The organism is Nocardia caishijiensis NBRC 108228 (assembly GCF_001612825.1).
Classification (GTDB): Bacteria; Actinomycetota; Actinomycetes; order Mycobacteriales; family Mycobacteriaceae; genus Nocardia; species Nocardia caishijiensis.
In genome coordinates, this window is sequence record NZ_BDBE01000006.1 from 156,611 (window position 1) to 180,415 (window position 23,805).

A 23,805-nucleotide genomic window follows, 5' to 3' on the forward strand; every position below is an offset into this window, starting at 1 on the left:
GCTCACGCCGGGTCCACCAACGCCGCGCCGCCTTCCAGGTGCGGGCGCAGCACGTTCTCGAACATGCTCAGCGCCGAACCGATCGCCATGTGCATGTCCAGGTACTGGTAGGTGCCGAGGCGACCACCGAAAAGCACCTTCTGCTCGGCGGTTTCGCGCTTGGCCCGCTCGCGGTAGGCGAGCAGCTTGGCGCGGTCCTCCGGGGTGTTGATCGGGTAGTACGGTTCGTCGCCGGTCTGGGCGAAGCGCGAGAACTCGCGCATGATGACCGTCTTGTCCGTCGGGTAGTCGCGTTCCGGGTGGAAGTGACGCGGCTCGATGATGCGGGTGAACGGGACGTCGGCGTCGTTGTAGTTCATCACGCTGGTGCCCTGGTAGTCACCCTGTTCGAGCACCTCGGTCTCGAAATCGATGGTGCGCCAACCCAGTTCGCCTTCGGCGTAGTCGAAGTACAGGTCCAGCGGGCCGGTGTAGACGACGGGGGCGTCCGGGTTGGCGGCGCGGATCTCGTCACGCACGTCGAACCAGTCGGTGTTCAGGCGCACGTCGATGAGGTCGGAGGCGGCCATGTTCTCCAGCCACTTCGTGTACCCATCCTTGGGCAGGCCCTCGTAGGTGTCGTTGAAGTAGCGGTTGTCGAAGGTGTAGCGCACCGGCAGGCGGGTGATGTTGCCCGCGGGCAGTTCCTTCGGGTCGGTCTGCCACTGCTTGGCGGTGTAGTCACGCACGAACGCCTCGTAGAGGGGGCGCCCGATCAGCGAGATCGCCTTCTCCTCGAGATTCTGGGCGTCGGCGGTCTCCACCTCGGCGGCCTGCTCGGCGATGAGCTTCTTGGCCTCCTCCGGCGTGAAGTAGCGGCCGAAGAACTGCGAGATCAGACCCAGTCCCATCGGGAACTGGTAGGCCTGGCCCTTGTGCATGGCGAACACGCGATGCTGGTACCCGGTGAACTCGGTGAACTGGGTGACGTAATCCCACACCTTCTTGTTCGACGTGTGGAACAGGTGCGCGCCGTACTTGTGAATCTCGATTCCGGTTTCCGGATCGGGCTCGGAGTAGGCGTTGCCGCCCAGGTGGTAGCGGCGGTCGATCACCAGCACCCGCTTACCCAGCACGTTCGCGGCCCGCTCGGCCACGGTCAGGCCGAAGAAGCCGGAGCCGACCACGATCAGGTCGTACTGGTTTGCCTGGCTGGCGGAATCTGCGTTGACGGAGTTACCCGAGGACGATGCGGCGGTCACGGGTGCCCAGCGTATCGGAAGACCGTCGATTGTCCCGGCGGAGTCTCCGACCGGCCTGTGACCTGCGCTTCTCCTCGGCCGCCGGTCGGCATCCCTCAGTAGTAGGGGTAGGCGGGTGCTCGGCCTGCCCGGATCCACCGGCCGGTCGAGGAGGCGGCCGCCAAGGTGAGGATGAGCAGGGGGATGGCCGACATGATGATGGCTCCCCCGATCGTGCCGCCGATCTGATCCGAGGAGGTCCGGCTCATCGTTAGCACGGCCGGGATCCAGGTGCCGAGCAGGGCGAGGGTGGACAGGAGGATGAGGATCACCCGGCCCGCGGTCTTGCGGCGGAACAGCAGGATCGAGCCGAGGAGCCACAGCAGGCTCGGGACAGCGCCGATGGCCAGCGCGATGGTCACCGCGGAGCGGGTGGATTCGTCGGCGGCACTGGTCGCTTCGGTGCCGAGGAGGACGGCGGCGCCGATGCCGATTCCGCCGAGGGCGACCAGCGACACCAGCAGCGAGATGACCGCGGCGGTGATCGCCGTGCCGCCGCCCGCGCGTGGCTGCTGCCCGTAGCCCGGCGGATAGGGGCCGTAAGCCGGTGCGCCGTAACCATATTCGGCGTACGGTGTGGCGCCGTAGGGTTGGGCGTAGGGGTCGGGCGCGTAGCCCGGTTGTGCGTAACCCTGTGCCGCGTACGGGTCGTAGCCCTGCGGATACCCCATCGTCTTCCCCCTCCTGGTGAGCGCTGACCTGCTGAAACTATACGGCCGGTCCGACAACACCTGCCCGGCGTGCGCGCGTGTAGGTCGCTGTCGGCGGTACGGCGGCCAGGAGCAGCACGATCGCGCCGAGACCGGTCGCGGTGGCGGCGGCGGTCCAGTTGTGGTTGACGATCGCCGTCACCGCGCCGGGCACCCCGCCGAGACCGACGGGGATCGAGCGCAGGACCGACTGGTCGGCGAACCAGTGGATGCCGTATCCGGAGTCGTAGCCGACGAGCGTGGCGAGCAGGGCGAGCAGCCCGAGGCCGAGTTGGGCCGCGGCGGCGACGATCAGTACCAAGCGTCCGGTGTCGTCGCGGCGGGCGAGCAGCAGCGCGCCGTAGCCGAAGGCGAACGCGGCGGTGAGCGCGCCGAGGGTGGTGAACAGGACGAGCGAGTCGTCGACCGCCGCCGAGTCGCCGAAGAACGTGCGCAGGACATACGCCGCGCCGAGCAGGTTCGCGAGGGCGGCGAGCGCGCCGAGGGTCACGGCGGCGACGGCCGTCACGTCACCGAGAGTCGTTGTCTTTTCCCGCTCGAGCATGGTCCGACCGTATCCCGTCCGCCGCTACCGCGTCGCCGTCCAGCGGCGCGTCGGCTCGATCACGCTGCACACCAGGATCACCACATTGAGGCCGAGCCAGCAGTCCAGCGGACCGAACCGCCAGCCGTGACTCGCCCCGTTCAGCACGATCACCAGTCCGGTCGCCCCCGCCATCACCGCCGCCATCGTGAGCAGCACCCGTCTGCCGAGCATCCGCCGCCGCAGCAACAGCACCGCGCCGAGCAGATACACCACGCCGAGGCCGCCGACGATTCCCGCGCCGACGTAGTCGAGATCGAGCTGGCGCCCGAGTGTGCGCAACACCGCCGTCGCCACCCCGACGACGATGCCCGCCACACCGACCAGCACCCCCAGCCAGCCCGCGATCAGCGCGGTCACCGCGCGCGAAGGCCCCTCCGGCCGCACCTGCTCCACACTGTCCCCGCTACTTGTCGTCGTTCGGAGTCAGTTATACGGCGCAACCGCCGGGTGTGGGCCGTTCGGTGGGGTGAGCTGGGGTTTCGGGCGCGCGTCGATCCATCGTTGGGTCGACGGCAGCACCACGAGCACCAGGATCAGCGCGGACACCGCCGACATTCCGACGAACATGAGCTTCGACGCGAGTACCGAATACGTGGCCAGCGGGCCGAGGCAGACGAACGTTCCCAGTCCGCTGCCGATGGTCACCATGGTCACGCCCGCCGGGCGCCGGGCGAGCAGCAGCACACCGCCGAGTCCCAGCAGCACGGCGAAGACGGCCCCGGTGCAGAGTTCCATTTGGTTCTCGAGTTGCATACGGTCCCAGTCGAGGTCGACCTCGGGGTCGCGCAACCTTTCCACGACGCGCAGCCCCGAGTACCCCGTCTGCGCGATCACGAGTCCGGTGAGACCGCCACAGATCGCGAGGATGCCCGCGCTCATGGCGCCACCTGGCGGCGACCAATCCAGCAGGCGGCGCCGCAGTCTCGGCGGAAACCCTTGCGGCCCTTGTTGATTGTGCATTGCTCCCCCGGTTGTCCCTGACAGCCACCGTATCGGCCGTCGAGGGGAGCCTACCGGCCGTCACCGGCCGCACCACGCGATCGGCCGCGTCCGGACACGAGCATCCGGACGCGGCCGCCAGTTCACCACTTCGTCGCGAACCCGCCGACCCCTACGCCGGGTGCGCGGCGGCGTACGCGCGGAACGCGTCCCGGATGTACTCGGCGGTGTTGTCGCCGTGCACGTCGTAGTTCTTCCGGAAACGTGGGTCGGCGACGTACATCTCGCCCAGGCCGACGAGGTACTCGTTGGTCACCGGACGGCCCTGGGTGCCGTCGCCGAGCCAGGCACGGTGCCGTTCGACGATGGCCTGCACCGTGTCGCCTGCCACGGGAAGGCCTGCGGCGTGCGCCTTTCCGAAGTCGGTGGCGATGTCGAGCTGGGTTTGCAGGAACCGCTGCTTGCCCTCGTCGCTCAGCGAACGCCACCAGCGGTCGCCGCTCTCGTAGGCCTCCTTGCCCCAGCGCTGGGTGACTTCTTCCTTGTACTGCGTGTGGTCGAAACCGTCGAAGACCTCTGCGGCCATGAGCGGTTCACCTCTTTCCGTCTTGTGCAACGTGGTCGCCACCGACTCGATCTGTCGCGCGATCCGATCCTGTTGCTGCCGAAGCAGTTCCAGGTGCGTGCGCAGCGCGTCGGTGGTGTTCTGTTCACCGGCGAGAACCTCGGCGATCACCGGAAGGCCGAGACCGAGTTCGCGCAGCAGCAGAATGCGCTGCAGCCGAACGAGGGAGTTCTGGTCGTAGTAGCGGTAGCCGTTGGCCCCGATGCGGCTCGGTTCCAACAACCCCAACTGCCCGTAATGGCGCAGGGTGCGGCTGGTGGTCCCCGCAGCCTTCGCGAGGTCCTGAATAGACCACTCACCCACCACGACCAGCTCCTTTCCCGTCGATGAGACCAGTCTGCAAGTTGACGTTACGTCAAGGTCAACACCGATTATGAGAACCCGATCTCGACCTCGACCGTGTCGCGTTCGGTGTACATCCGCCAGTACTCGGCACCGAGTTCGGCATTGCCGATCCGTGGCAGCACCATCCCGGCGGGAATCAGCTCGGGGTGCGCGTCGACCTGATGTTGCACCGCACTGTTCTCGATGAGCGCGCCGATCGCGAGCAGCCCGGCGTAGAGGCCGGTGCCGTCGAGTTCGGCAGCGAGCTGGCGGACGTAGGCCCGCTGCGCGCCGAGCGCCACTCCCATATTCGCCAGGTAGGGCTGCGTGTTCGCCTCGGATGCGCCGGAAGAGAACAGCAGCGCTCCTCGACCGCGCGCGAGCATGCCGGGCAGGAGTTCGCGGGCGAGCTGGATCGATGAGTACACCTTGAGCGCGAACGGCACCTCGAGCGCGGCGCGGTCGACCGCCCGGGTCGACTCGCTGCGCACCGATATCCCGGCGGCAGCCGCGTGCACCGCCACGTCGATCGGTCCCAGCTGCTGCTCGATGCGCACGATCACCTCGCTCAGCTGGGCGGGGTCGGTGATATCGGCCGTGAACGACTCGGCCTCGATCCCGTCCGCCCGCAACCGCGTCACCCGCTCGGCGGCCGTGTCGGCGTTCCGCCCGACAGCCGCTATGCGAAAGCCGTTGCGCCCGAATACCTGCGCTGTTCCCGCGCCGAGTCCTGGTCCGTATCCGAAGATCGCGAGTGTGCCCATCCGACCGCTCCATCAAGTTGAGTGTTGGTTCAGATTGATACTCAACACTAACTTGAACCCAGGCTCAAGATAATTCCGCAGGCCGATTTGTAGGATCGGCGAATGCCCGAGGACAAGCCGTTGCGCAGCGACGCCAAGCGCAATCGCGACGCCCTGGTCACGGCGGCCCGCGAACTCTTCGAGGAACGCGGCCTCGACGCGCCGCTCAAGGACATCGCCGCGCGGGCGGGCGTCGCGATCGGCACCCTCTACAACCGCTTCCCCACCCGCGACGAACTCATCGCCGCCGCCGTCGACGACCGGGTCGGGGCGGGCGCCCACATCGCCGAGCGGGCACTGGAACTCGACGACCCGTGGGAGGCATTCGTCTTCCTGGTCGAAGGCATCTGCGCACTGCACGCCGAGGACCGCGTGCTCGGCGAACTCGCGCTGCGCAGTCCGCCGAGCCCGGCACTGGAGCGCGCCCGCGCGCACGGCCACGATCTGATGCGCCGAATCGTGGTGCGCGCCCAGCGTTCCGGCACCCTGCGCTCGGATTGGACGCTCGAGGACATCGCCTTCATCACCTGGTCCCACACCAGTGTTCTCGCCGCGACCGCGAATATCGCCCCCGACCTCTGGCGCCGCAATCTCGCCCTCATCCTGGACGGGCTTCGCGCGAAAGCCGCGCACCCCCTGCCGGTTCCGGCCCTCACGGAGGACCAGTTGATGCAGGCGATGCGCGGCTGACTTCCCGCCGGACTCACCGAGCGGCGACCGGCTCTCCCGCCGTGCGCATGATCGGCGTGGGGACAGACTTGGTGGGGATCTGGCCGAGGACTGTGCCCGCGAGGGCGATGACGAGGCCGAGGATCTGTAGCGGAGTCAGCGCCTCACCGAGGGCGATCCAGCCGATCACCGCCGCGGTGACGGGGCTGAGCAGGCCGAGGAAGGACACCGAAGTGGCCGATACCCGGGCGATGCCGCGGAACCACAGCCAGTAGGCCAGGGCCGTGCCGATGACGCCGAGGTAGAGGTAACCGCCGACGGCTCGGGCGTCCAGGGCGGGGGGCGCGCCTTCGATGAACAGCGCGAGCGGGGTGATGATCAGGCCCGCCGCGGTGAGCTGCCAACCGGTGACGGTGAGGGGGCCGACACCGGCCGGGTGTCCCCACTTCTTGGCGAGCACGGTGCCCGCACCGAGCGACGCGGCGGCCGCGAGACCGGCGAGCAGGCCGACGGTGTCGAGCTCGACCGTGCCGCGCAGGACGACCAGTCCCACGCCGAACACACCAATCAGCGCGGCGAGAACCTTACGGCTGGTGGGGCTTTCGGCGAGCAGGACGGCGGCGAAACCGAGCGCGAACATGGGCGCGATCGCGGCGAGCACGCCCGCCACACCACCGGGGAGCCGGTAGGCGGCCAGGAAGAGCAGCGGGAAGAAGATGCCCATGTTGAGCGCTCCGAGCACGGCGGCGCGGCCGATCCAGATGCCGCGCGGGAGCGTGCGGGTGATGGCGAGCAGGACGAGACCCACGGGGAGCGCCCGCATGAGCGCGGTGAACAGTGGCCGGTCGGGTGGGAGGAATTCGGTGGTGACGGCGTAGGTGGAACCCCAGGCGATGGGCGTGAGGGCAGCGAGGGCGAGGGTGCGGGCGTCGCCGTGGGGGCGAGTTGCGGTCGTCATGTTCGCTCCTGATTGATAATCTCAACGTTGAAATATCTACTCCTGGCGATGCCTCAGCGTCAAGTAGATGAATGTTGAGATATTCAACGGAGAGAGGAACTCGCATGTCCGATGCCGTGGACTCGATAGTCGAGCACTGGAATCGCGAACGCCCCGACGTCGATGTTTCGCCGATGGCGGTGATCGGTCGCATCACCCGCCTCGGCCGCCGCTTCGATCAGGAACTGCGCACGTTCTTCGGTCAGCACGACCTGGAGCGCTGGGAATTCGACGTACTCGCCACCCTGCGCCGCTCCGGTGGCACCAAAGGCCTCACCGCGGGTGCTCTCAACCGCGCCGCCATGGTGACCTCCGGCGCGATCACCAACCGCATCGACCGGCTGGCCGCGAAAGACCTGGTCCGGCGCGTCCCCTGCGCCGACGACCGCCGCTCGGTCTTCGTCCAGCTCACCGACAAGGGCACCGAACTCGTCGACCGTCTGCTCCCCCTGCACGTCGCCAACGAGGAACGCCTTCTCGCCAGCCTCGCCCCCGACGACCGCGCCGCCCTCGCCGCCCTGCTCCGCACCTTGTCGATCGGCATGGGCGACACGTCGATCAGCTGAGAGGCGGACGGCAGCATTTCCCGCCAGACGATCGAGGTCGGCGGAAAGGACGTGGCGAGCGCGCTCGGCCGCGTGCCGCACTTCAGCCGACGACTGCGATACCCTGCGGCCGAGTCGCCGAAGGTGGCGGCCCTCAGGCTCGACCGGGTCGGTCCCCGGTGCGCTATTCGGTCGGGACCGCGTTCGCCCGCAGGGGTGGCGGGACGGCGCCCGGGTCCGGTTCGATGACGTCTTCCGGCGCGAGGTTCGGGTCGACGCCACTGCTCGCCTCCGCACCCGGCGCCGGGTCGGCGCCGCTCGGGGCGGGCGCGCTTCCACCGCTCGGGTCGGTGGCGGCGTTCGGGGCCGGGTCGGAGCCGGTCGATTCCGGAACGCTGCCAGCGGGCGGGGCGGCGGCGTTCGGATCGACGCCACCGTTCGGGTCGGTAGCGGGATTCGGGCCCGGGTCGGGAGCTGGGCCCACGTCGGCCAGGTTCGGTAGCCGCGGTGCGCCTTCCACCGGCGTATCAGTCTGCGTCCCACCGGCTTTCGGTCCCGTCCCGGCAGACCCGGGCAGCTGCTCACCGACCTCGGGCACCAGCTGGAGCAGGGTGGAGAAGTCGACCACCTGGGCGCCGAGAGTCTTCGTCGCGACGATGACGCCGTTGGTGTAGAGGCGGTAGGTGCCCGCGCGTTGGGGCAGCATCATTTCCGGGCCGATGGGGGCACCGATCGAGCTACCGGGGCCGCCGAGACGGCGGTATTCGGTGTCGATCACCGACTCGCCCGCGAGCGCTTCGATGGTCGGGACGGGGTCGGCGGGGAGCTCGGGAAGCGCTGGGATGGGCAGGGATTCGATCAGGTCGTCGGGGGCCGGGCCGACGGCGAAGGTCTCGATGTCGGCGGGGCGGCCGCCGTCGGGGGCGGCGGAGTACTCCGAACGCAGGATCAGGCCGTCGCGCAGCAGCACGGTGCCCGCGGTGGCGGCGACGGCATCGGTGGTTCGCGCGTCTTCCTTCACCGTGCCGGGGTACACCTGGCAGTCGGTGGTATCGCAGGTCTGCGCGTACGGGTAGCGGTCCTCGGCGAGGGCGTAGGAGCGGGCGGCGATCGCCTGGGCGCGCAGCGCTTCGAACGCGCCCTGATCGGCCCAGTTCGCCTGCATTTCGGCGGGCACCACACCGGCGAGATAGTCCTCGATATCGACCTGGTTGACGGTCCGGTACGAGCCGTTCTCCAGCGCGACGCCGAGCGCGCCGCGATAGCCCGTGCCACCGCACAGCACGAGGTGTTCGTCGGCCGGTCGGCCAGGACCGGCGCCGATCGGATAGACGTAGGGGTCGTCGGTCGCGGCCTGCCACAACACTTCTCCGTCGCAACCCGCGGTCACCACCACACTGGCACCGCCGTCGGGCAGGGGGGTGAGATGGGCGGCTTCGCCGGGTCCGATCATCCGGCCCGCGACCTGTGCGCCCGCGGCGGCATAGGTGTCGAGGGTGGCGTCGTCCTGGGCCTGCAGGCGCACCCCGATGGTGGTTGCTCCGATTTGCCCGAGTTCCGCTCCGGGGTAGTAGTGACCGAGGATCTCCTCGGCGTGCCAGCCCGCGCGCGCGTTGTCGAAGGCGCCGACCTGACTCATGCCGCGCCCGTGCCCCGCCCCGACCGTCGGCGCGACCTCGCCCGGCATCAGCTGCCACAGGCCGAGCGCCCCGGCGAGCACGAGGGCGGTGCCGCCGACCAGCACCGGAAGTGGTGGCGCCGCGAGCATCGGGACCGCTCGGCGGCGGGTGCCGCGACGGGTCTTGCGGGTGATCGAGGTATCCGCTCTCATCCTGCGCTCCCACGGTTCGGGGGTTCTACCGGCGGAGCTCGCGTCGGCATGTCGTCGTCGCCGAGCGGGTTCCGAGGGCTACATTCGAGCAATCACATAACTCTCGAGTTGAGGTTTAGATGTGTGACGTATGTTAACTAGTGTGGTGCGTGGGGCAAGAGGAAGCAAGCATCACTTGCCGGTGAGTAACGGCCACCAGCGGCGCCAGCCGCAGACAACACGAGCTCGACCCTGATTGGAGAGGCACGTGCGATACCGAAAGCCGAAACGTTCCTACGTGCTACCGGTGGTCACGACCCTCGCGGTCGCCGCGCCGATCGGCGCGTTCGCGCTCAGCGATTCGACCGATTACCGCAGCACGAACGATTCCCAGTTCGCGGCCGTGCAGCCGGAGCTGTCGGAGGTCGCGCTCACGTCGGTGCCCGACATCACGATCCCGCTGCGTGATCTGACCGGCCTCGACCTGCCCGACCTGCACCTGTCGGACCTGCACATGCTCGGGCTCCCGTCCTCGATCCCGATTCCGCCCGGAATCCCCGCACCGCCGGGCGTGGCGCTGCCGACGGAGATCCCGTTACCCCAGCTCCCTACCAAGGCGCCGTCGACGCCGAAGCAAGCCGCCCCGTCCGCCACTCCCGGCGCTGCGCCCCAGGCCGGTCGCCCCCCGGCGCCGAGCACGGCGGTGCCGACGGCTCCCCCTGCCGCCGCGCCACCAGCGGCTCCCCCACCGGCGCCAGGTGTCCCCGCGGCTCCGCAAGGCGGAGCACCTGCGGGCGTTCCCGCACCAGCTGCTCCCGCACCAGCCCAAGCCCAAGCCGCTCCCGAACCTGCCGAGCCGCCGAGCGCCCCCGCACCTGCCCAAGCCCCTGCACCGGCCGCTCCCGCACCCGCCCAAGCTCCGGCTGCTCCGACACCTGCCGAGCCGCCGAGCGCTCCCACACCTGCCCAGGCACCGGGTGCGCCCGCCGCGCAGGCTCAGCCACCGGGAGCACCGCAACCCGGCGCGCAACCGCAGGCCCAAGCTCCGGCGGCCCGAAACCTCCCCGCCGGAGCGAAATTCATCGCCGACCCGGAGAACCTGGAACCCGGCACCACCCCCGACACCCCGGCGCTCGCACCGGGCGCGGTCGACCCGGAACTCATCGACGAGGTCGGCGCCCAGGTCAAGGAGCTCACCCAGGAGACCCCGTTCAGCATGGTCGCGCTCACCGCGCGCGACCTGGTCAACACCACGACCAAGTTGCGGGCCCGCCAGCCCGACGGCAGTTGGGGGCCCTGGTACAACGCCGATCCGATCGACACCCGCGCCACCGATCAGACCCCGGCCGACGCGCCGACCGGAACGGAACCGATCTACGTCGGCGAGACGACCGCCGTGCAGATGCTGGTGACCCGTAAGCCGACCGCAGGCCCGGATCACGACCCGGCGCACCTCACCGAGGCCGCGCTCAAGGCGGTGCTCATCAATCCGGGCCGGGCGGCGATCGACGCCGCGCTCAACGATGTGGCGGCGGCGCTGCCGGGCGGTGGGCCCAAGGTCATCACCCGGGCGCAGTGGGGTGCCGACGAGTCGATCCGCTGCCAGGAACCCACCTACGACGACGGGATCGGCGGCGTCACCGTGCATCACACGGCGGGTCGCAACGATTACAGCCGGGCCGAGTCGGCGGGCATCGTGCGCGCGATCTACGCCTATCACGCCGAAACTCTCGGCTGGTGCGACATGGGCTACAACGCCCTCGTCGACCAGTACGGGCAGATCTTCGAGGGCCGCTACGGCGGCCTGGATCGGGACGTGCAGGGCGCGCACGCGGGCGGGTTCAACGAGAACACCGCCGGGGTGGCGCTGATGGGCAACTACGAGAACGAGCAGCCGAGCAACGAGGCGATCACCGCGATCGGGCGGTTCATCGGTTGGCGCACCGGCATCGCCGGGCTCGATCCCGAGGGCGAGACCGTCATGTACTCCGAGGGCACGGAGTTCACCCCGTACGCCCAGGACGAGGCGGTGGAGTTGCCGGTGGTGTTCGCGCACCGCGACGTGGGCAACACCGACTGCCCCGGCGACGCCGCCTACGCCATGATGGACCGCATTCGCGCCATCGCCGCGGGCAATTCGGTCACCTACGACGCGCCGAGCAACCCGCATCGGCCGCCGAGCAATCAGGCGCGGGCGCCGCAGGGCAACATGGCCGAACTCGGCGCGCTGGTGGACAAGTTCCTCGGCCTGTCGAGTGAGAATCCGATCGCCAAGCACTGGGTGAGCCGCGGTGGTGCCGACGGTCCGCTCGGCGCGCCGCAGGCGGATCTGCTCGCGGGTGCGGGTGGGCGTCAGTACGCGAAGTTCGCGAACGGGTTCGTGTACTCGGGCGAGAACGGCCAGGTGTTCGAGGTGGTCGGCGCGATCCTCGACCGCTATCTGAGTCTGGGTGCCGACGCGGGCGTGCTCGGCCCGCCGACGGGCAGTTCGTACCTGGTCCCCGACGGTCTTCGCACGGACTTCCAGAACGGTTCGCTGGTGCTCAACGAGCTCACCGGCATCGTCACCACCTTCTGGAAGACCTATAACGAGACCTACGAGCAGGAGATGAACGGCGGCAAGCCGGAACAGGCGCCGCCGACCACCGCGCCGACGCTGGGCCTGACGGTCCCGGCCGAACCCGGCGCTCCGGAAGCGGCCGCACCGACCGACCCGCAGGTGCCGACCACGCAGCCGCCCGCAGGTTCGCAGGCACCCGCTGGTCCGCCGCCACCGGCCGTACAGCAGGCCCCTGAGCAGGGGGCTCCGGCACAGTCGCCCGCCGCGCCTGCTCCCGTCGGCTGACCTTTCGCGACAAGAGCCGGTGCCTCCGCAGACGAGGCACCGGCTCTGTCGTCGTCGGCCGCCTGAAGGTATCCGACGGCAAGATGGCCTGATCCGCGCTATCCAGGTGTTGCTGTACGTGCCGACAGGTCGACCGCCGCACCGTGCGCATCGAGCGGGAACAGGGCGGCAGTGGCCCGCCGCTCACCGCGGCCGAGCATCCCTACGTCCACCACCGCTCGAGCACCATCGCCACCCCGTCGTCGACATTGGTGCCGGTCACCTCGTCGGCCGCCGCCCGCGCCTCGGGGTGCGCGTTGCCCATGGCCACCCCGTGCCCGGCCATCGTCAGCATCGGCACATCGTTCGGCATGTCCCCGAACGCGACGATCTCGTCCTCGCGCACACTCATCCGCCGCGCCACCTCGGCCAACCCGGATGCCTTGGTGACCCCGGGCACGGCGAGTTCGATCAGCCCGTGCTCGGTGGAGTAGGTGATCTCGGCCCGGTCGCCGATGAGCGGGGCCAGTGCCGCGCGCATCTCGGAACTGCGGGCCGTGCTGAGCCGGATCAGCATCTTGATGGCCGGTGCGTCGATCACCTCGGCGTGCGAGACGACGGTGTCGTCGGGATTGAGCCAGGCATGTTCGTAGGTCGGCGAGCTGACGAACTGCGGCGTCGCCGCGTCGTGCGCGCTCACCCCGACCCGTTCGGCGGCCAGACCGCACCCGGGTAACGCGCGCTCGGCGATGTCGGCGAGCCAGCCGAGGGTTTCGGTGTCGAGGGTGTGGCTGGCGAGCACGCGGTCGGTGGCGCTGTCGTAGACGACGGCGCCGTTTCCGCAGATGGCCAGCGGTGCGTAGCCGAGCTCGCTGACCACCGGGTCGATCCAGCGCGGCGGCCGACCGGTGGCGAGCACGAAAGTGGCCCCGTCGGCGAGAACAGCGCCGACGGCGGCCTTGGTGCGCGGCGAAATCCGGTCGGCGTCGTCGATGAGGGTGCCGTCGACGTCGGTGGCGACCAGCTTCGGTTTGGGGTGCGTGCTCGTCATCGTTTCCATCCTGCCGCACGTCGGCACGCGGCGGCGCCGGACCGTCCTTATGATCAGGGCTTGATCACCCGATCCAGAGGGGACTGATGACCGGCTTCTTGGTACGGCGCGCGCTGAACTATCTCGTGCTGCTGTTGCTGGCTTCGTTTCTGACGTTCAGCCTCGCCTCGCTCACCTTCCGCCCGCTCGACAGTCTCGAGCAGCGCAATCCACGTCCGCCGCAGTCGGTGATCGACGCCAAGGCCGAGGAACTGCATCTCGACGAGCCGATCCCGCAGCGTTATCTCACCTGGCTCGGCGGTGTCGCGCACGGCGATTTCGGGAAGACCCTCGCCGGGCAGCCGGTGAGTGAGGAACTCGGCAGACGGGTCGCGGTGAGTCTGCGGCTGCTGATCCTCGGATCGATCATCGGCACGGTGCTCGGTGTGCTGATCGGCGCGGCGGGCGCGATCAGACAGTACAAATTCAGCGACTACTTCTCGACGGTGTTGTCGTTGCTGATCCTGTCCACACCGATCTTCCTGCTCGCGACCTTGCTGAAATACGGTGCGCTGGAGATCAATACGCTCACCGGGAGCCAGATCTTCCTCTACACGGGTGAAACCTCGGCCACCGAGATCACCGGGTTGTGGAATCAGATCGTCGACCGCGTACAGCATCTGGTGCTGCCGACGCTCGCGCTCGCCCTCGGCGGCATGGCCGGGTACAGCCGCTACCAGCGCAACGCCATGCTCGACGTCCTGCAGAGCGACTTCATCCGCACGGCGAGAGCCAAGGGCCTGACCCGCAATCGGGCGCTCTACAAACACGGCCTGCGCACCGCGCTGATCCCGATGGCGACGATCTTCGCCTACAGCCTCGGCGGTCTCATCACCGGCGCCACCTTCACCGAGAAGATCTTCGGCTGGCACGGTGTCGGTGAGTGGCTGGTCGATTCGATCAATGCCCAGGACCTGTACGTGGTGGTGACGGTGACCGCGTTCGCCGGGCTCGTCGTGCTGATCTCGGGTCTGCTCTCCGATATCGTTCTCGCCCTGCTCGATCCGAGGGTGCGGGTGGCATGAGCGGTCAGCGCCCGGAGGCGGTAGCTTGCGTAACCACGCAGGGCGCCCGATCATGCCGAAAGGACGCAGCATGACAGAGACCGAACTGATCGTCGTCGGCGCACCCGAGGTCGCGGCGGCCGGGCGCCGCAAACTGGTGTGGCGCCGTTTCCTGCGCAACAAGCCCGCCGTGGCCGGTGCGGTGATCCTGGTGCTGCTGCTGATCGTCAGCTTCGCGCTGCCGCCGCTGCTGCCGTGGGACTACCAGCAGATGGACTACAAGGCGCTGATGAAGCCGCCGAGCCTCGAGCACCCGTTCGGCACCACCCAGATCGGGCAGGACGTGCTCGCGCAAACCCTGCGTGGCCTGCAGAAATCGCTCATCATCGGCTTCTGCGTCGCCCTGTTCTCCAGCGTGATCGCCGCGACCGCCGGTGCGGTGGCCGGGCTGCTCGGCGGCTGGACCGACCGCGCCATCATGTGGCTGGTCGACCTGCTGCTGGTGGTGCCGAGCTTCATCATCATCGCGCTGTTCGCCCCGCGCACCAAGGGTTCCGGATCCATCCTGATCCTGATCGTGCTGCTCAGCGTGTTCGGCTGGATGATCGCCGCGCGCATCATCCGAGGTCTCACCCTGAGCCTGCGTGATCGCGAATTCGTCCGAGCCGCACGGTATATGGGCGCGCCGACACGCAAGATCATCGTGAGCCACATCGTGCCGAACATCGCATCGATCCTCATCATCGACACCACCCTCGCCGTCGGTGCGGCGATCATGGCCGAAACCGGTTTGAGCTTCCTCGGTTTCGGTGTGCAGCCGCCGGACGTGTCGCTGGGTTCGCTGATCGCGGCGGGCACCAAGTCGGCGCTCACCTATCCGTGGTTGTTCCTGTTCGCCGGTGGCCTGCTCATCACGATCGTGTTGTGCGCCAACCTGGTCGGTGACGGCCTGCGCGACGCGTTCGACCCCGGCGCCCGCGGTGCGCGCAAATGGCGCAAGGACAGCGCCGAGCGTAAGGACGAGAAGCGATGACGAATTCGACCGCACCGCTGCTGGAGGTCACCGACCTGCGGGTCTCGTTCCCCGGCGAGGAAGGCCGCGTCGAGGCGGTACGCGGGGTGAACTACACCGTGTCCGACGGTGAGGTCCTCGCCATCGTGGGCGAATCCGGTTCCGGGAAGTCGGTGTCCTCGCTCGCGGTGATCGGGTTGCTGCCCGAGCAGGCTCGGGTGCAGGGTTCGGTGCGGTTGCGTGGCCGCGAACTGCTCGGCCTCGGCGACAAGCAGATGTCGAAGCTGCGCGGTTCCTCGATCAGCATGGTGTTCCAGGACCCGCTCTCGGCGCTCACGCCGGTGTACCGGGTGGGCGACCAGGTGGCCGAGGCCCTGCTCGCGCACGGAACCATGAGCCGCAAGGAAGCCGCCGACAAGGCGATCGAGCTGCTCGAACTCGTCGGCATCCCCGATGCCCGGGTGCGTTCGCGGGCCTTCCCGCACGAGTTCTCCGGCGGTATGCGCCAGCGCGTGGTGATCGCGATGGCCATCGCCAACGATCCTGCCCTCATCATCTGCGACGAGCCGACCACCGCGCTCGATGTCACCGTGCAGGCGCAGATCCTCGACCTGCTGCGCAAGGCGCGCGACATCACCGGCGCGGGCGTCATCATGATCACCCACGACATGGGCATCGCGGCGACCCTGGCCGACCGGGTCGCGGTGATGTACGCCGGAAAAGTCGTCGAAACCGCGCCGGTCACGGAGCTTTTCGCGGCGCCGCGCATGCCGTACACGGTCGGTCTGCTCGGGTCCATCCCCCGCATGGACGGTCCCGCGCGCGCCCCGCTGATCCCGATCGTCGGCGCCCCGCCCGCCATGCACGCCCTGCCGCCGGGGTGTTCGTTCGCGCCGCGCTGCCCCGTCTCCATCGACGACTGCACCGCCGCCGAGCCCCCGCTCGAACGGGTGAGCCCCGGCCATTCGGCGGCCTGCGTCCGCACCGCCGAACTCGGCACGCCGGAACTGTTCGACGCCTACCGCGCCGACATCACGGCCCGACCGCAGCCCGACCGCACCGACGACGCGGTCCTGCGGGTCACCGACCTGGTGAAAACCTTCCCGCTCAGCTCGGGTGTGCTGCTGCGGCGACGCACCGGCGAGGTGCGCGCGGTCGACGGGATCAGTTTCGAGGTGCGGGCGGGCCGCACCCTCGCGCTGGTCGGCGAATCCGGTTCGGGCAAGTCGACCACCCTCACTCAGATCATGGATCTGGTTCGCCCCCAATCGGGTTCGATCGAGGTGCTCGGCCACGATGTCGCCGCCCTCACCAAGGCGCAGACCCGCGAGATCCGGCGCAGGATGCAGATCGTCTTCCAGGACCCGAGCGCCTCGCTCGACCCGCGCCTGCCGATCTTCGACGTGCTCGCTGAACCGCTGCGCATCGACGGCCGCTCCCGCGACGAGGTGAACAAGCGGGTGCCGGAATTGTTGCGGCTGGTCGATCTGCGACCCGAGCACGCCGACCGGTACCCGTCGGACTTCTCGGGCGGGCAGAAACAGCGCATCAGCATCGCGCGGGCGTTGGCACTCGATCCGCAGCTGCTCGTCCTCGACGAACCGGTGTCGTCGCTGGACGTGTCGATTCAGGCCGGTGTGCTGAATCTGCTGCGCGACCTGCAGGCCGCGCGCGGGCTGTCGTATCTGTTTGTCTCGCACGACCTGTCGGTGGTGCGCAATCTCGCCCACGACATCGCGGTGATGTTGCGCGGCAAGATCGTCGAATCCGGTCCGGCCGAGCAGATTTTCGCGAATCCTCGGCACGAGTACACCCGCTCGCTGATCGCGGCCGTGCCCGAACCCGCGGTGAGCGGGGAGACCTTGGAGGAGACGCCATGAGAACCCGACGCTTACGCACGCACGGTGCCCGGTTGCGCTGTGCGGCCGTGGTGGTGGCCGCCGGGATGATCGTGGCGGGTTGCGGTGACGGTGGTGGCACCGCCGACGGCTTCTCCGCGACGCTCGGCGATACCAGCGACGTGAACCCAAGGGGGGTCGAGGAGTTGCGCGAGGGCGGGAATCTGCGCCTGGCCGTCACCAGTTACCCGGCGAACTGGAACACGCTGTCCAATGACGGCAACGACGGCGAGATCGGCGAGATCGTGCGGACCATGCTGCCGCGCGCGTTCGAGGTCGACGCCTCGGGCCGACTCACGGTCGATACCGACTTCTTCACCGAAGTGGCGCTGACCGGCACCGACCCGATGCGGGTGACCTACACGATCAACCCGGCGGCGGTGTGGTCCGACGGTACGCCGATCACCTGGGAGGACCTCGCCAGCCAGGCCAACGCGCTGAGCGGGCGTGACAAGCGGTACCTGATCGCGATCACCAACGGTTTCGAATTCGTCGAGAAAGTGGAGCGCGGGGTCGACGATCGGCAGGCCGTCCTCACCTTCAACACCCCCTATGCCGATTGGCGGGGACAGTTCGCGGGCAACACCAACCTGTACCCGAAGTCGGTGACCGGCACGCCCGAGGCGTTCAACACCAGCCTCGTCGACGCGATGGGGCTCTCGGCCGGACCGTTCGTCGTCACCGGAACCGATCGCGGACAGGGCCGGATCACGTTGGGCCGCAATCCCCGCTGGTGGGGCGACAAGCCGGTGCTCCAGAACATCACCTACCGGGTACTCGACCACTCGTCGTGGGTGCAGGCGTTGCAGAACAACGAACTCGACCTGGTCCGCCTCACCACCCTCGACGAGGTGCAGACCGTGCGCGGCACCGACGGACTCGTCGTGCGCCGCGCGCCGGGTAACCGCTGGCGCCACATCACCTTCAACGGCGCGCCCGGCTCGATCCTGGCCGAAGAGGGTGTGCGCGTGGCCATCTCGAAGGCCATCGACCGGCAGCACATCGTCGACGCCCTGCAGAACGGTCTCGTCGAAAAGCCCGCCCCGCTGAACAACCACATCTTCCTGCAGGGCCAGAAGGGTTACCAGGACAACAGCCTCGGCTACGACCCCGAGGCCGCCGCCCGCGAACTCGACGCTCTCGGCTGGAAACTCAACGGCGATGTCCGTGCGAAGGACGGCCGCGAACTCGTCATCCGCGACGTGATGTACAACGACCCGACCTGGGTGCAGATCGCCCAGATCATCCAGCAGAACCTGGCCGCGATCGGCGTGGGCCTGACCATCGACACCAAGCCCGGCGCGGGCTATTTCACCGATGTCATCCAGCCCGGCGACTTCGACGCCGCCCAATTCATCTTCCAGGGCGACCCGTTCCCGCTGAGCAGCATCCGCCAGATCTACTACTACGACCCCACCGACCTGCAGGGCAACTACGGCCGCATCGGCTCCCCCGAACTCAATGCCCTCATCGAACGCACCCTCACCGAACTCGACCCGGAGAAATCCGTCGAACTCGCCAATCAAGTCGACCGCAAAGTCTTCGAAGAAGGCCACTCCCTGCCACTGATGCAATCCGACGGCAGCGTCGGCGCCCGCGCGACGCTGGCCAATATCGGTTCACCCGGACTGGCCACCTACGACTACACGAAGATCGGATTCCTCGAATGACCACAGCGGTCCATGGATCCCGGCTGCGCCGCGCCGGATTACGGGTCGCCGCACCGATCCTGGTCCTGGCCCTGGCAGCGGGTGGTTGTGGGGACGACTCGGCGATGGAAGCAGGGTCGAGCGATATCGGCGCGACCAGCGACATCAACCCGAAATCGCGGGACGAGATCGCGGACGGCGGCACCCTGCGCCTGGCGATTCCCAACTTTCCCGCGACGTTCAACAGCAGCCATGTCGACGCCGACGGCTACGTCAGCGACGTGACCGGTTGGACGTTGCCCGGCACGTTGACCTCCGACGCGGCCGGAAATCTCGAGGTCGACCACGATTACTTCACTTCGGTGGAACTCACCGCGACCGACCCGCAGACGATCGTCTACACGATCAATCCGAAGGCGGTGTGGTCGGACGGTTCACCGATCACCTGGAACGACCTCCGTTCCCAGGCCGCCGCTTTGAGCGGACGCGATACCGCCTTCGAGGTAGCGGCGACCCACGCCTACAGCAGCGTCGAGAAGGTGGAACGTGGCGTCGACGACAGGCAGGCCGTCGTCACCTTCGCCGAGCACTACGCGGAGTGGAAGGGGCTGTTCAATCCGCTCTTGCCGCAGCAGAGCACGTCGTCTCCCCAGGCGTTCGACGACTTCTACCGCAACGACATGCCGCTCTCGGCGGGGCCGTTCATGGTGACCCACATCGATCGCCCGGAGCAGCGGATCACTTTGAGCCGCAATCCGAAATGGTGGGGTGACACCCCCAAACTCGACAAGGTCGTCTACAGCATTCTCGATTCGTCGGCCCAGCTCGACGCGCTGCAGAACAACGAACTCGACGCCGTCGAACCGCTGAGCACGGCCGACGACATCAAGATCGCCACCAACACCGTCGGCGTCCAGGTTCGTCGCGCCCCGGCGAACAGCTTCACTCACATCACGTTCAACGGAGCCCCCGGATCCATCCTGGCGGACCCGCGACTACGCATCGCGATTTCCAAGGGTATCGATCGGCAGGGTATCGCCACCGCGGTGCAGAACGGCGTGGTGAGCAACCCGAAGCCGCTGAACAACCACCTGTATCTCGTCGGCCAGACCGGATACCAGGACAATGCCGAGTCGGTGACCTTCGATCCGGCTGCGGCGGCTCGCATGCTCGACGACCTCGGGTGGAAGCTCAACGGTGAGTTCCGCGAGAAGGACGGCCGCCGACTCGAGATCCGTGATGCGCTGCCGCAGCACGAAACCCAGGTGCGCATCGCGACCATCGTGCAGCAGAATCTCGCGGCGATCGGCGTCAAGGCGCACATCGAGACCTATCCCGGCACGAACTTCTTCAGCGGCGTCATCGAGCCCGGCAACTTCGATATCGCCCAGTTCGCCTGGTCGAAGAGCATTTTCCCGCTGGGCGCGCTGCCGCAGATCTATGCCTACGATCCGGCGAACAAGTTGAGCAACTTCGGCAGAATCGGTTCCCCCGAACTCAACACGTTGATCGATCAGATCATCGCCGAGCTCGATCCGCGCAAGGCGATCGAACTGGCCAACGAAGCCGACCGGATGATCTTCGAAGAGGGGTTCTCGCTGCCCATCGTTCAGTCCGCCGGTGCGGTCGCGGTTCGCGAGAATCTCGCCAACTTCGGCGCGTTCGGGCTCAGTTCGGCCGATTACACCAAGATCGGCTTCGTCAAATGATTCCGGTCGGCTCAGGGAAAGGACTCAGCCTTATGCGAATTCGCTCGATGGGTACCCGATTCGCGGTGCCGTGCGTGGCGATCGGCTTGATTCTGTCCGGATGTTCGGCCGACATTGGCGGCACATCCGGCACCAATCTCATCGGCGCCGGCAGTGACATCAATGCCCACGATGTGGCCGACCTGCGCGACGGCGGCAATCTGCGGTTGGTGCTCACCGCACTGCCCGAGACGTTCAACTATCTGCAGGTCGACGGGACCACGGACAATACCGGCGATGTGATCGAACCGCTGCTGCCCTCGCCTTTCACCAGCAACTCCGCGGGCGAATTGTCGGTCAACAAGGACTATTTCACCGATATCCAGCTCACCGGCACCGACCCACAGCAGGTGACGTACACGATCAATCCGAAGGCCGTGTGGTCCGACGGGACGCCGATCACCTGGGCGGATCTGCGCTCACAGGCGGCCGCGCTCAGCGGCCGTGACCCCGCGTATCTGATTTCGTCGACCAGCGGATTCGAGCGCGTCGAGAAGGTGGAGCGGGGGGTGGATGATCGGCAGGCGGTCGTCACCTTCTCGCAGCCGTATGCCGAATGGCAGGGACAGTTCAGTCCGCTGTATCCGAAGGCGAGCACGGAATCCGCGGCGGCGTTCAACGACCGTGATCGCGACGGTCTGGTGGTGAGCTCGGGACCGTTCCAGATCAGCTCGATCGACCGCACGCAGAACCGGATCGTCCTGTCGCGCAACCCGTCCTGGTGGGGTGCGACACCCAAACTCGCCACGATCACCTTCAGCATGCTCGACAGTTCCACGTGGCTGCAGGCCATCCAGAACGACGAACTCGACGTGGCCTACATGTCGGGTCTGGAGAATGTCACCGGCGCCAAGCAGGCGGCGGGGGTGGTGGTGCGGCGCACGCCGGAGCCGAGCTGGTCGCACATCACGTTCAACGGCGCGCCCGGTTCGTTGCTCGCGGACCCGCAGTTGCGGATCGCGCTGTCCAAGGCGATCGACCGGCAGGGCATCGTCAACGCCTCACAGAACGGCGTGGTCGACGACCCGAAGCCGCTGAACAACCACATCTTCATGCAGGGCCAGAAGGGTTACCAGGACAACTCGGGACCCATCTCCTTCGACCCGACCGTCGCGGCGAAGATGCTCGACGACCTCGGCTGGAAGCTCAACGGCGAGGTCCGCGAGAAGGACGGGCGTCGGCTGGAACTCCGCGATGTGATGTACCAGCAGGACGGTTGGGTGCAGACGGCACAGATCGTGCAGCAGAACCTGGCTCAGATCGGCGTGAAGCTGAACATCCAGACGGTGCCGGGCGCGGGCCTGTTCAAGGACGTCATCGACCCGGGCAATTTCGATCTCGCGCAGTTCAGTTGGGGCGGTAGTGTGCTCCCGCTCGGCGCGTTGCCGCAGATCTACGCCTACGACCCGAACAATCTCAAGTCCAACAAGGCGCGGATCGGGTCGCCGGAACTCAACGCGCTCATCGATCGCACCATCGCCGAACTCGATCCCGACAAGGCCCGCGAACTCGCCAACGAGTGCGACAAGATGATCTTCGCCGAGGGCTATTCGATTCCGCTGCAACAGGCGTCGGGAACCTACGCCGTCCGGGAAAATCTCGCCAACTACGGTGCGTTCGGGCTCGCCTCGCCCGACTACACCAAAGTCGGCTTCCTGAAGTGACACCGCGCGCGCTCACCTATCCGCTGACCGTCACGTGCGGCACTCTCGTCGTGATCGCGGCGTGGGTGCCGTTCGCGGATCTGGATCAGGTGAGTGCGCTGGCGGTGGTGGCGCTGGGTGTGCTCGGATACACCGGGTATCAGCTGGCGCTCGCGTTCGGCGTGCTGCCCAGCGGGGTCGGGGTTGTTGCCACCGCCCGGAGCGGGCGGCGGGTTCGGCAGCAGTATCGCTTGGTGAGCAGGTCGTTTCTGGAAATCAGTGGTGGTGGGCGCACGGTGTGGCAGCCGGTGTTCTACGACCCGGCGCTGTCCGTCCTCACGCCGACCGACCTCGAGATCACCTCGCGCGCGATCCTCGACGGTCCGACCCGGTTCTTCCCCGCCGGTCGGGCGCGAACCACCGAACCGCCGGGCAAGCTCGTCGACAACCCGACGCGCCCTACCGAAGCACCTACCTTCACCCCTGTCCGGCGCCTGGTCCTCGACGCCCAATCCACTGTTGCGGCCCCTTTCGCCGGTCTCCTCTGGGTCTACGTCATGAACGGCGGCCTTCCCGCCTTCATCGGCGCGACCACCGTCGCCGCGGCCATCGCCACCTGGCTCGCCGCCATCCGAGGTTCCGACCCCAGTTGAACGGTGGATCACCACTCGCCGGTGGCGGCGGCCGAGGGGCTCATATCACCAGAGCGTGGTGATCAAAGGTCCAGCTGGATGCCCGCAGCCACTCGGCGGCCCGGGTGCGTCGCTGACTTGGCGGTCCGAACTGGTCTTACCACTTGACCAGCTGGCCAGGAGGGGCGCATGCTGGGGGTATGGCGTGGACTCCTGTTGTGAAGCGGTCGGTATCCGGGGACGTGTTCGAGCAGGTCGCCGAGCAGGTGCTCGGCGGGGAGCTGGCCGCGGGGAGCGCCTTGCCGAGTGAGCGGCAATTGGCCGAGGCGCTAAGTGTTTCACGGCCTGCGGTACGCGAGGCGTTGCAGCGGCTGGCGGCGGCCGGGCTGGTTTCCGTTCGCCAGGGCGAGGCGACGACCGTGCTGGACTATCGGCGCAGCTCGGGCCTGGAAGTGCTGCCCCGACTACTGCTTCGCGGAGACTCGATCGACCCGGCTGTCGCGCGAAGCATTCTCGAGGCCCGGTTGCACAACGGACCGAAGATCGCCGAGCTCGCGGCGCGCCGGGTACGCAGGGATGCCGGTCGCGGTGGCCGAGCGTTGCCGGTGGCCGACGGCCTGACGCTCCTACACAAATCAGTCGAAGGGCTTGTCGCCGAATCCGATCCGCTCGCCCAGCAGCGGATCGCGCTCGAATTCTGGGATCACGTGCTGGATCTCGCGGATTCGATCGCATTCCGGTTGATGTATTCCATGCTGCGCGCCGCCTACGAACCAGCGTTGGCCGCGCTCGCGCCGATCATGTCCGCCGAGGTGGGCAATGGGGGCGCGTATCGAGACCTGGCCGCCGCGATCGACGCGGGCGAGTCGGAAGAGGCCGCCGACCGCGCCCGAGCCTTGCTCGAACCGGCGACCATCGCTCTCATCCACGCCCTCGACGGGGCGTGATCCACCCGAGGAAGCACTATGACCACTAACCGTCCGACAACGTCGTCGCACGAACCGATCGACCCGGCTA

21 protein-coding genes are annotated in these 23,805 nt (G+C 67.9%); 11 read left to right on the forward strand and 10 right to left on the reverse strand.

The features are described 5' to 3' along the window. Window positions 1–2: 2 nt before the first annotated feature. The 7 genes from glf to NC7_RS01435 all read right to left on the reverse strand — a co-directional run bounded on the left by glf (window position 3) and on the right by NC7_RS01435 (window position 5,228). Window positions 3–1,241, reverse strand: a complete 1,239-nt coding sequence (glf, locus tag NC7_RS01405) for a UDP-galactopyranose mutase (protein WP_067977816.1) — start codon at window positions 1,239–1,241, stop codon at window positions 3–5. Between the two features lie 95 nt (window positions 1,242–1,336). After that, the gene (locus NC7_RS01410) at window positions 1,337–1,951 is read right to left on the reverse strand and encodes a hypothetical protein (protein ID WP_067977818.1); all 615 of its coding nucleotides are present in this window, start codon (window positions 1,949–1,951) and stop codon (window positions 1,337–1,339) included. Window positions 1,952–1,988: 37 nt separating this feature from the next. Next, window positions 1,989–2,534 carry a hypothetical protein gene (locus tag NC7_RS01415; RefSeq protein ID WP_067977820.1) on the reverse strand — a complete coding sequence of 182 codons (546 nt, stop codon included), beginning with the start codon at window positions 2,532–2,534 and terminating at the stop codon, window positions 1,989–1,991. 24 nt (window positions 2,535–2,558) lie between these two features. Then, window positions 2,559–2,969 (reverse strand): hypothetical protein, encoded by a 411-nt coding sequence (locus NC7_RS01420; protein ID WP_067977822.1) that lies wholly within the window; start codon window positions 2,967–2,969, stop codon window positions 2,559–2,561. 30 nt (window positions 2,970–2,999) lie between these two features. After that, entirely contained in the window at window positions 3,000–3,455 is a 456-nt protein-coding gene (locus tag NC7_RS01425; protein WP_067977824.1) for a hypothetical protein, read from the reverse strand. 232 nt (window positions 3,456–3,687) lie between these two features. After that, complete coding sequence (locus tag NC7_RS01430) at window positions 3,688–4,443, reverse strand: MerR family transcriptional regulator (protein WP_067977936.1); 756 nt, start codon at window positions 4,441–4,443, stop codon at window positions 3,688–3,690. A gap of 68 nt (window positions 4,444–4,511) precedes the next feature. After that, window positions 4,512–5,228 (reverse strand): SDR family NAD(P)-dependent oxidoreductase, encoded by a 717-nt coding sequence (locus tag NC7_RS01435; RefSeq protein WP_067977825.1) that lies wholly within the window; start codon window positions 5,226–5,228, stop codon window positions 4,512–4,514. 102 nt (window positions 5,229–5,330) lie between these two features. Here NC7_RS01435 and NC7_RS01440 point away from each other — a divergent pair, with 102 nt between their 5' ends. Beyond that, window positions 5,331–5,957: a TetR/AcrR family transcriptional regulator gene (locus NC7_RS01440; protein ID WP_067977827.1), complete on the forward strand. Its 627-nt coding sequence runs from the start codon at window positions 5,331–5,333 to the stop codon at window positions 5,955–5,957. A 13-nt stretch (window positions 5,958–5,970) separates the two neighbouring features. Here NC7_RS01440 and NC7_RS01445 read toward each other — a convergent pair whose 3' ends face one another. Next, on the reverse strand, window positions 5,971–6,894 hold the full coding sequence (locus NC7_RS01445; protein ID WP_067977829.1) for an EamA family transporter: 924 nt from the start codon (window positions 6,892–6,894) through the stop codon (window positions 5,971–5,973). A 104-nt stretch (window positions 6,895–6,998) separates the two neighbouring features. On the opposite strand from NC7_RS01445, the gene NC7_RS01450 reads away from it, so the two are divergent. After that, window positions 6,999–7,499, forward strand: a complete 501-nt coding sequence (locus NC7_RS01450) for a MarR family winged helix-turn-helix transcriptional regulator (protein WP_067977830.1) — start codon at window positions 6,999–7,001, stop codon at window positions 7,497–7,499. A 163-nt stretch (window positions 7,500–7,662) separates the two neighbouring features. Here NC7_RS01450 and NC7_RS01455 read toward each other — a convergent pair whose 3' ends face one another. After that, the gene (locus NC7_RS01455) at window positions 7,663–9,309 is read right to left on the reverse strand and encodes a SpoIID/LytB domain-containing protein (protein ID WP_236573188.1); all 1,647 of its coding nucleotides are present in this window, start codon (window positions 9,307–9,309) and stop codon (window positions 7,663–7,665) included. A gap of 286 nt (window positions 9,310–9,595) precedes the next feature. Here NC7_RS01455 and NC7_RS01460 point away from each other — a divergent pair, with 286 nt between their 5' ends. After that, window positions 9,596–12,133: an N-acetylmuramoyl-L-alanine amidase gene (locus NC7_RS01460; protein WP_067977833.1), complete on the forward strand. Its 2,538-nt coding sequence runs from the start codon at window positions 9,596–9,598 to the stop codon at window positions 12,131–12,133. A gap of 202 nt (window positions 12,134–12,335) precedes the next feature. On the opposite strand, the gene NC7_RS01465 is transcribed toward NC7_RS01460, so the two are convergent. After that, window positions 12,336–13,172, reverse strand: a complete 837-nt coding sequence (locus NC7_RS01465; protein ID WP_067977835.1) for a Cof-type HAD-IIB family hydrolase — start codon at window positions 13,170–13,172, stop codon at window positions 12,336–12,338. A 77-nt stretch (window positions 13,173–13,249) separates the two neighbouring features. Here NC7_RS01465 and NC7_RS01470 point away from each other — a divergent pair, with 77 nt between their 5' ends. The 8 genes from NC7_RS01470 to NC7_RS01505 all read left to right on the forward strand — a co-directional run bounded on the left by NC7_RS01470 (window position 13,250) and on the right by NC7_RS01505 (window position 23,735). After that, on the forward strand, window positions 13,250–14,227 hold the full coding sequence (locus tag NC7_RS01470; RefSeq protein ID WP_067977837.1) for an ABC transporter permease: 978 nt from the start codon (window positions 13,250–13,252) through the stop codon (window positions 14,225–14,227). A gap of 70 nt (window positions 14,228–14,297) precedes the next feature. Beyond that, window positions 14,298–15,239 carry an ABC transporter permease gene (locus NC7_RS01475; RefSeq protein ID WP_067977838.1) on the forward strand — a complete coding sequence of 314 codons (942 nt, stop codon included), beginning with the start codon at window positions 14,298–14,300 and terminating at the stop codon, window positions 15,237–15,239. After that, the gene (locus tag NC7_RS01480; protein ID WP_067977840.1) at window positions 15,236–17,098 is read left to right on the forward strand and encodes an ABC transporter ATP-binding protein; all 1,863 of its coding nucleotides are present in this window, start codon (window positions 15,236–15,238) and stop codon (window positions 17,096–17,098) included. Before NC7_RS01475 ends, NC7_RS01480 begins: the two co-directional genes overlap by 4 nt. Beyond that, on the forward strand, window positions 17,095–18,786 hold the full coding sequence (locus NC7_RS01485) for an ABC transporter family substrate-binding protein (RefSeq protein ID WP_067977842.1): 1,692 nt from the start codon (window positions 17,095–17,097) through the stop codon (window positions 18,784–18,786). Before NC7_RS01480 ends, NC7_RS01485 begins: the two co-directional genes overlap by 4 nt. Next, complete coding sequence (locus tag NC7_RS01490; protein ID WP_067977844.1) at window positions 18,783–20,474, forward strand: ABC transporter family substrate-binding protein; 1,692 nt, start codon at window positions 18,783–18,785, stop codon at window positions 20,472–20,474. Before NC7_RS01485 ends, NC7_RS01490 begins: the two co-directional genes overlap by 4 nt. 32 nt (window positions 20,475–20,506) lie before the next feature. Next, window positions 20,507–22,177, forward strand: a complete 1,671-nt coding sequence (locus NC7_RS01495; protein WP_067977846.1) for an ABC transporter family substrate-binding protein — start codon at window positions 20,507–20,509, stop codon at window positions 22,175–22,177. Then, the gene (locus NC7_RS01500; protein WP_373861214.1) at window positions 22,174–22,809 is read left to right on the forward strand and encodes a hypothetical protein; all 636 of its coding nucleotides are present in this window, start codon (window positions 22,174–22,176) and stop codon (window positions 22,807–22,809) included. Before NC7_RS01495 ends, NC7_RS01500 begins: the two co-directional genes overlap by 4 nt. Window positions 22,810–22,988: 179 nt before the next feature. Further along, complete coding sequence (locus NC7_RS01505) at window positions 22,989–23,735, forward strand: FadR/GntR family transcriptional regulator (protein WP_067977848.1); 747 nt, start codon at window positions 22,989–22,991, stop codon at window positions 23,733–23,735. The last annotated feature ends 70 nt before the right edge of the window (window positions 23,736–23,805 follow it).

Excerpts from the sequence above, each read along its gene's own strand:
- NC7_RS01410 (WP_067977818.1), bottom strand. The coding sequence starts at position 1,951 with ATGGGGTATCCGCAGGGCTACGACCCGTACGCGGCACAGGGTTACGCA.
- NC7_RS01415 (WP_067977820.1), bottom strand. The coding sequence starts at position 2,534 with ATGCTCGAGCGGGAAAAGACAACGACTCTCGGTGACGTGACGGCCGTC.
- NC7_RS01425 (WP_067977824.1), bottom strand. The coding sequence starts at position 3,455 with ATGAGCGCGGGCATCCTCGCGATCTGTGGCGGTCTCACCGGACTCGTG.
- NC7_RS01435 (WP_067977825.1), bottom strand. The coding sequence starts at position 5,228 with ATGGGCACACTCGCGATCTTCGGATACGGACCAGGACTCGGCGCGGGA.
- NC7_RS01440 (WP_067977827.1), top strand. The coding sequence starts at position 5,331 with ATGCCCGAGGACAAGCCGTTGCGCAGCGACGCCAAGCGCAATCGCGAC.
- NC7_RS01445 (WP_067977829.1), bottom strand. The coding sequence starts at position 6,894 with ATGACGACCGCAACTCGCCCCCACGGCGACGCCCGCACCCTCGCCCTC.
- NC7_RS01450 (WP_067977830.1), top strand. The coding sequence starts at position 6,999 with ATGTCCGATGCCGTGGACTCGATAGTCGAGCACTGGAATCGCGAACGC.
- NC7_RS01455 (WP_236573188.1), bottom strand. The coding sequence starts at position 9,309 with ATGAGAGCGGATACCTCGATCACCCGCAAGACCCGTCGCGGCACCCGC.
- NC7_RS01465 (WP_067977835.1), bottom strand. The coding sequence starts at position 13,172 with ATGGAAACGATGACGAGCACGCACCCCAAACCGAAGCTGGTCGCCACC.
- NC7_RS01470 (WP_067977837.1), top strand. The coding sequence starts at position 13,250 with ATGACCGGCTTCTTGGTACGGCGCGCGCTGAACTATCTCGTGCTGCTG.
- NC7_RS01475 (WP_067977838.1), top strand. The coding sequence starts at position 14,298 with ATGACAGAGACCGAACTGATCGTCGTCGGCGCACCCGAGGTCGCGGCG.
- NC7_RS01480 (WP_067977840.1), top strand. The coding sequence starts at position 15,236 with ATGACGAATTCGACCGCACCGCTGCTGGAGGTCACCGACCTGCGGGTC.
- NC7_RS01485 (WP_067977842.1), top strand. The coding sequence starts at position 17,095 with ATGAGAACCCGACGCTTACGCACGCACGGTGCCCGGTTGCGCTGTGCG.
- NC7_RS01490 (WP_067977844.1), top strand. The coding sequence starts at position 18,783 with ATGACCACAGCGGTCCATGGATCCCGGCTGCGCCGCGCCGGATTACGG.
- NC7_RS01495 (WP_067977846.1), top strand. The coding sequence starts at position 20,507 with ATGCGAATTCGCTCGATGGGTACCCGATTCGCGGTGCCGTGCGTGGCG.
- NC7_RS01505 (WP_067977848.1), top strand. The coding sequence starts at position 22,989 with ATGGCGTGGACTCCTGTTGTGAAGCGGTCGGTATCCGGGGACGTGTTC.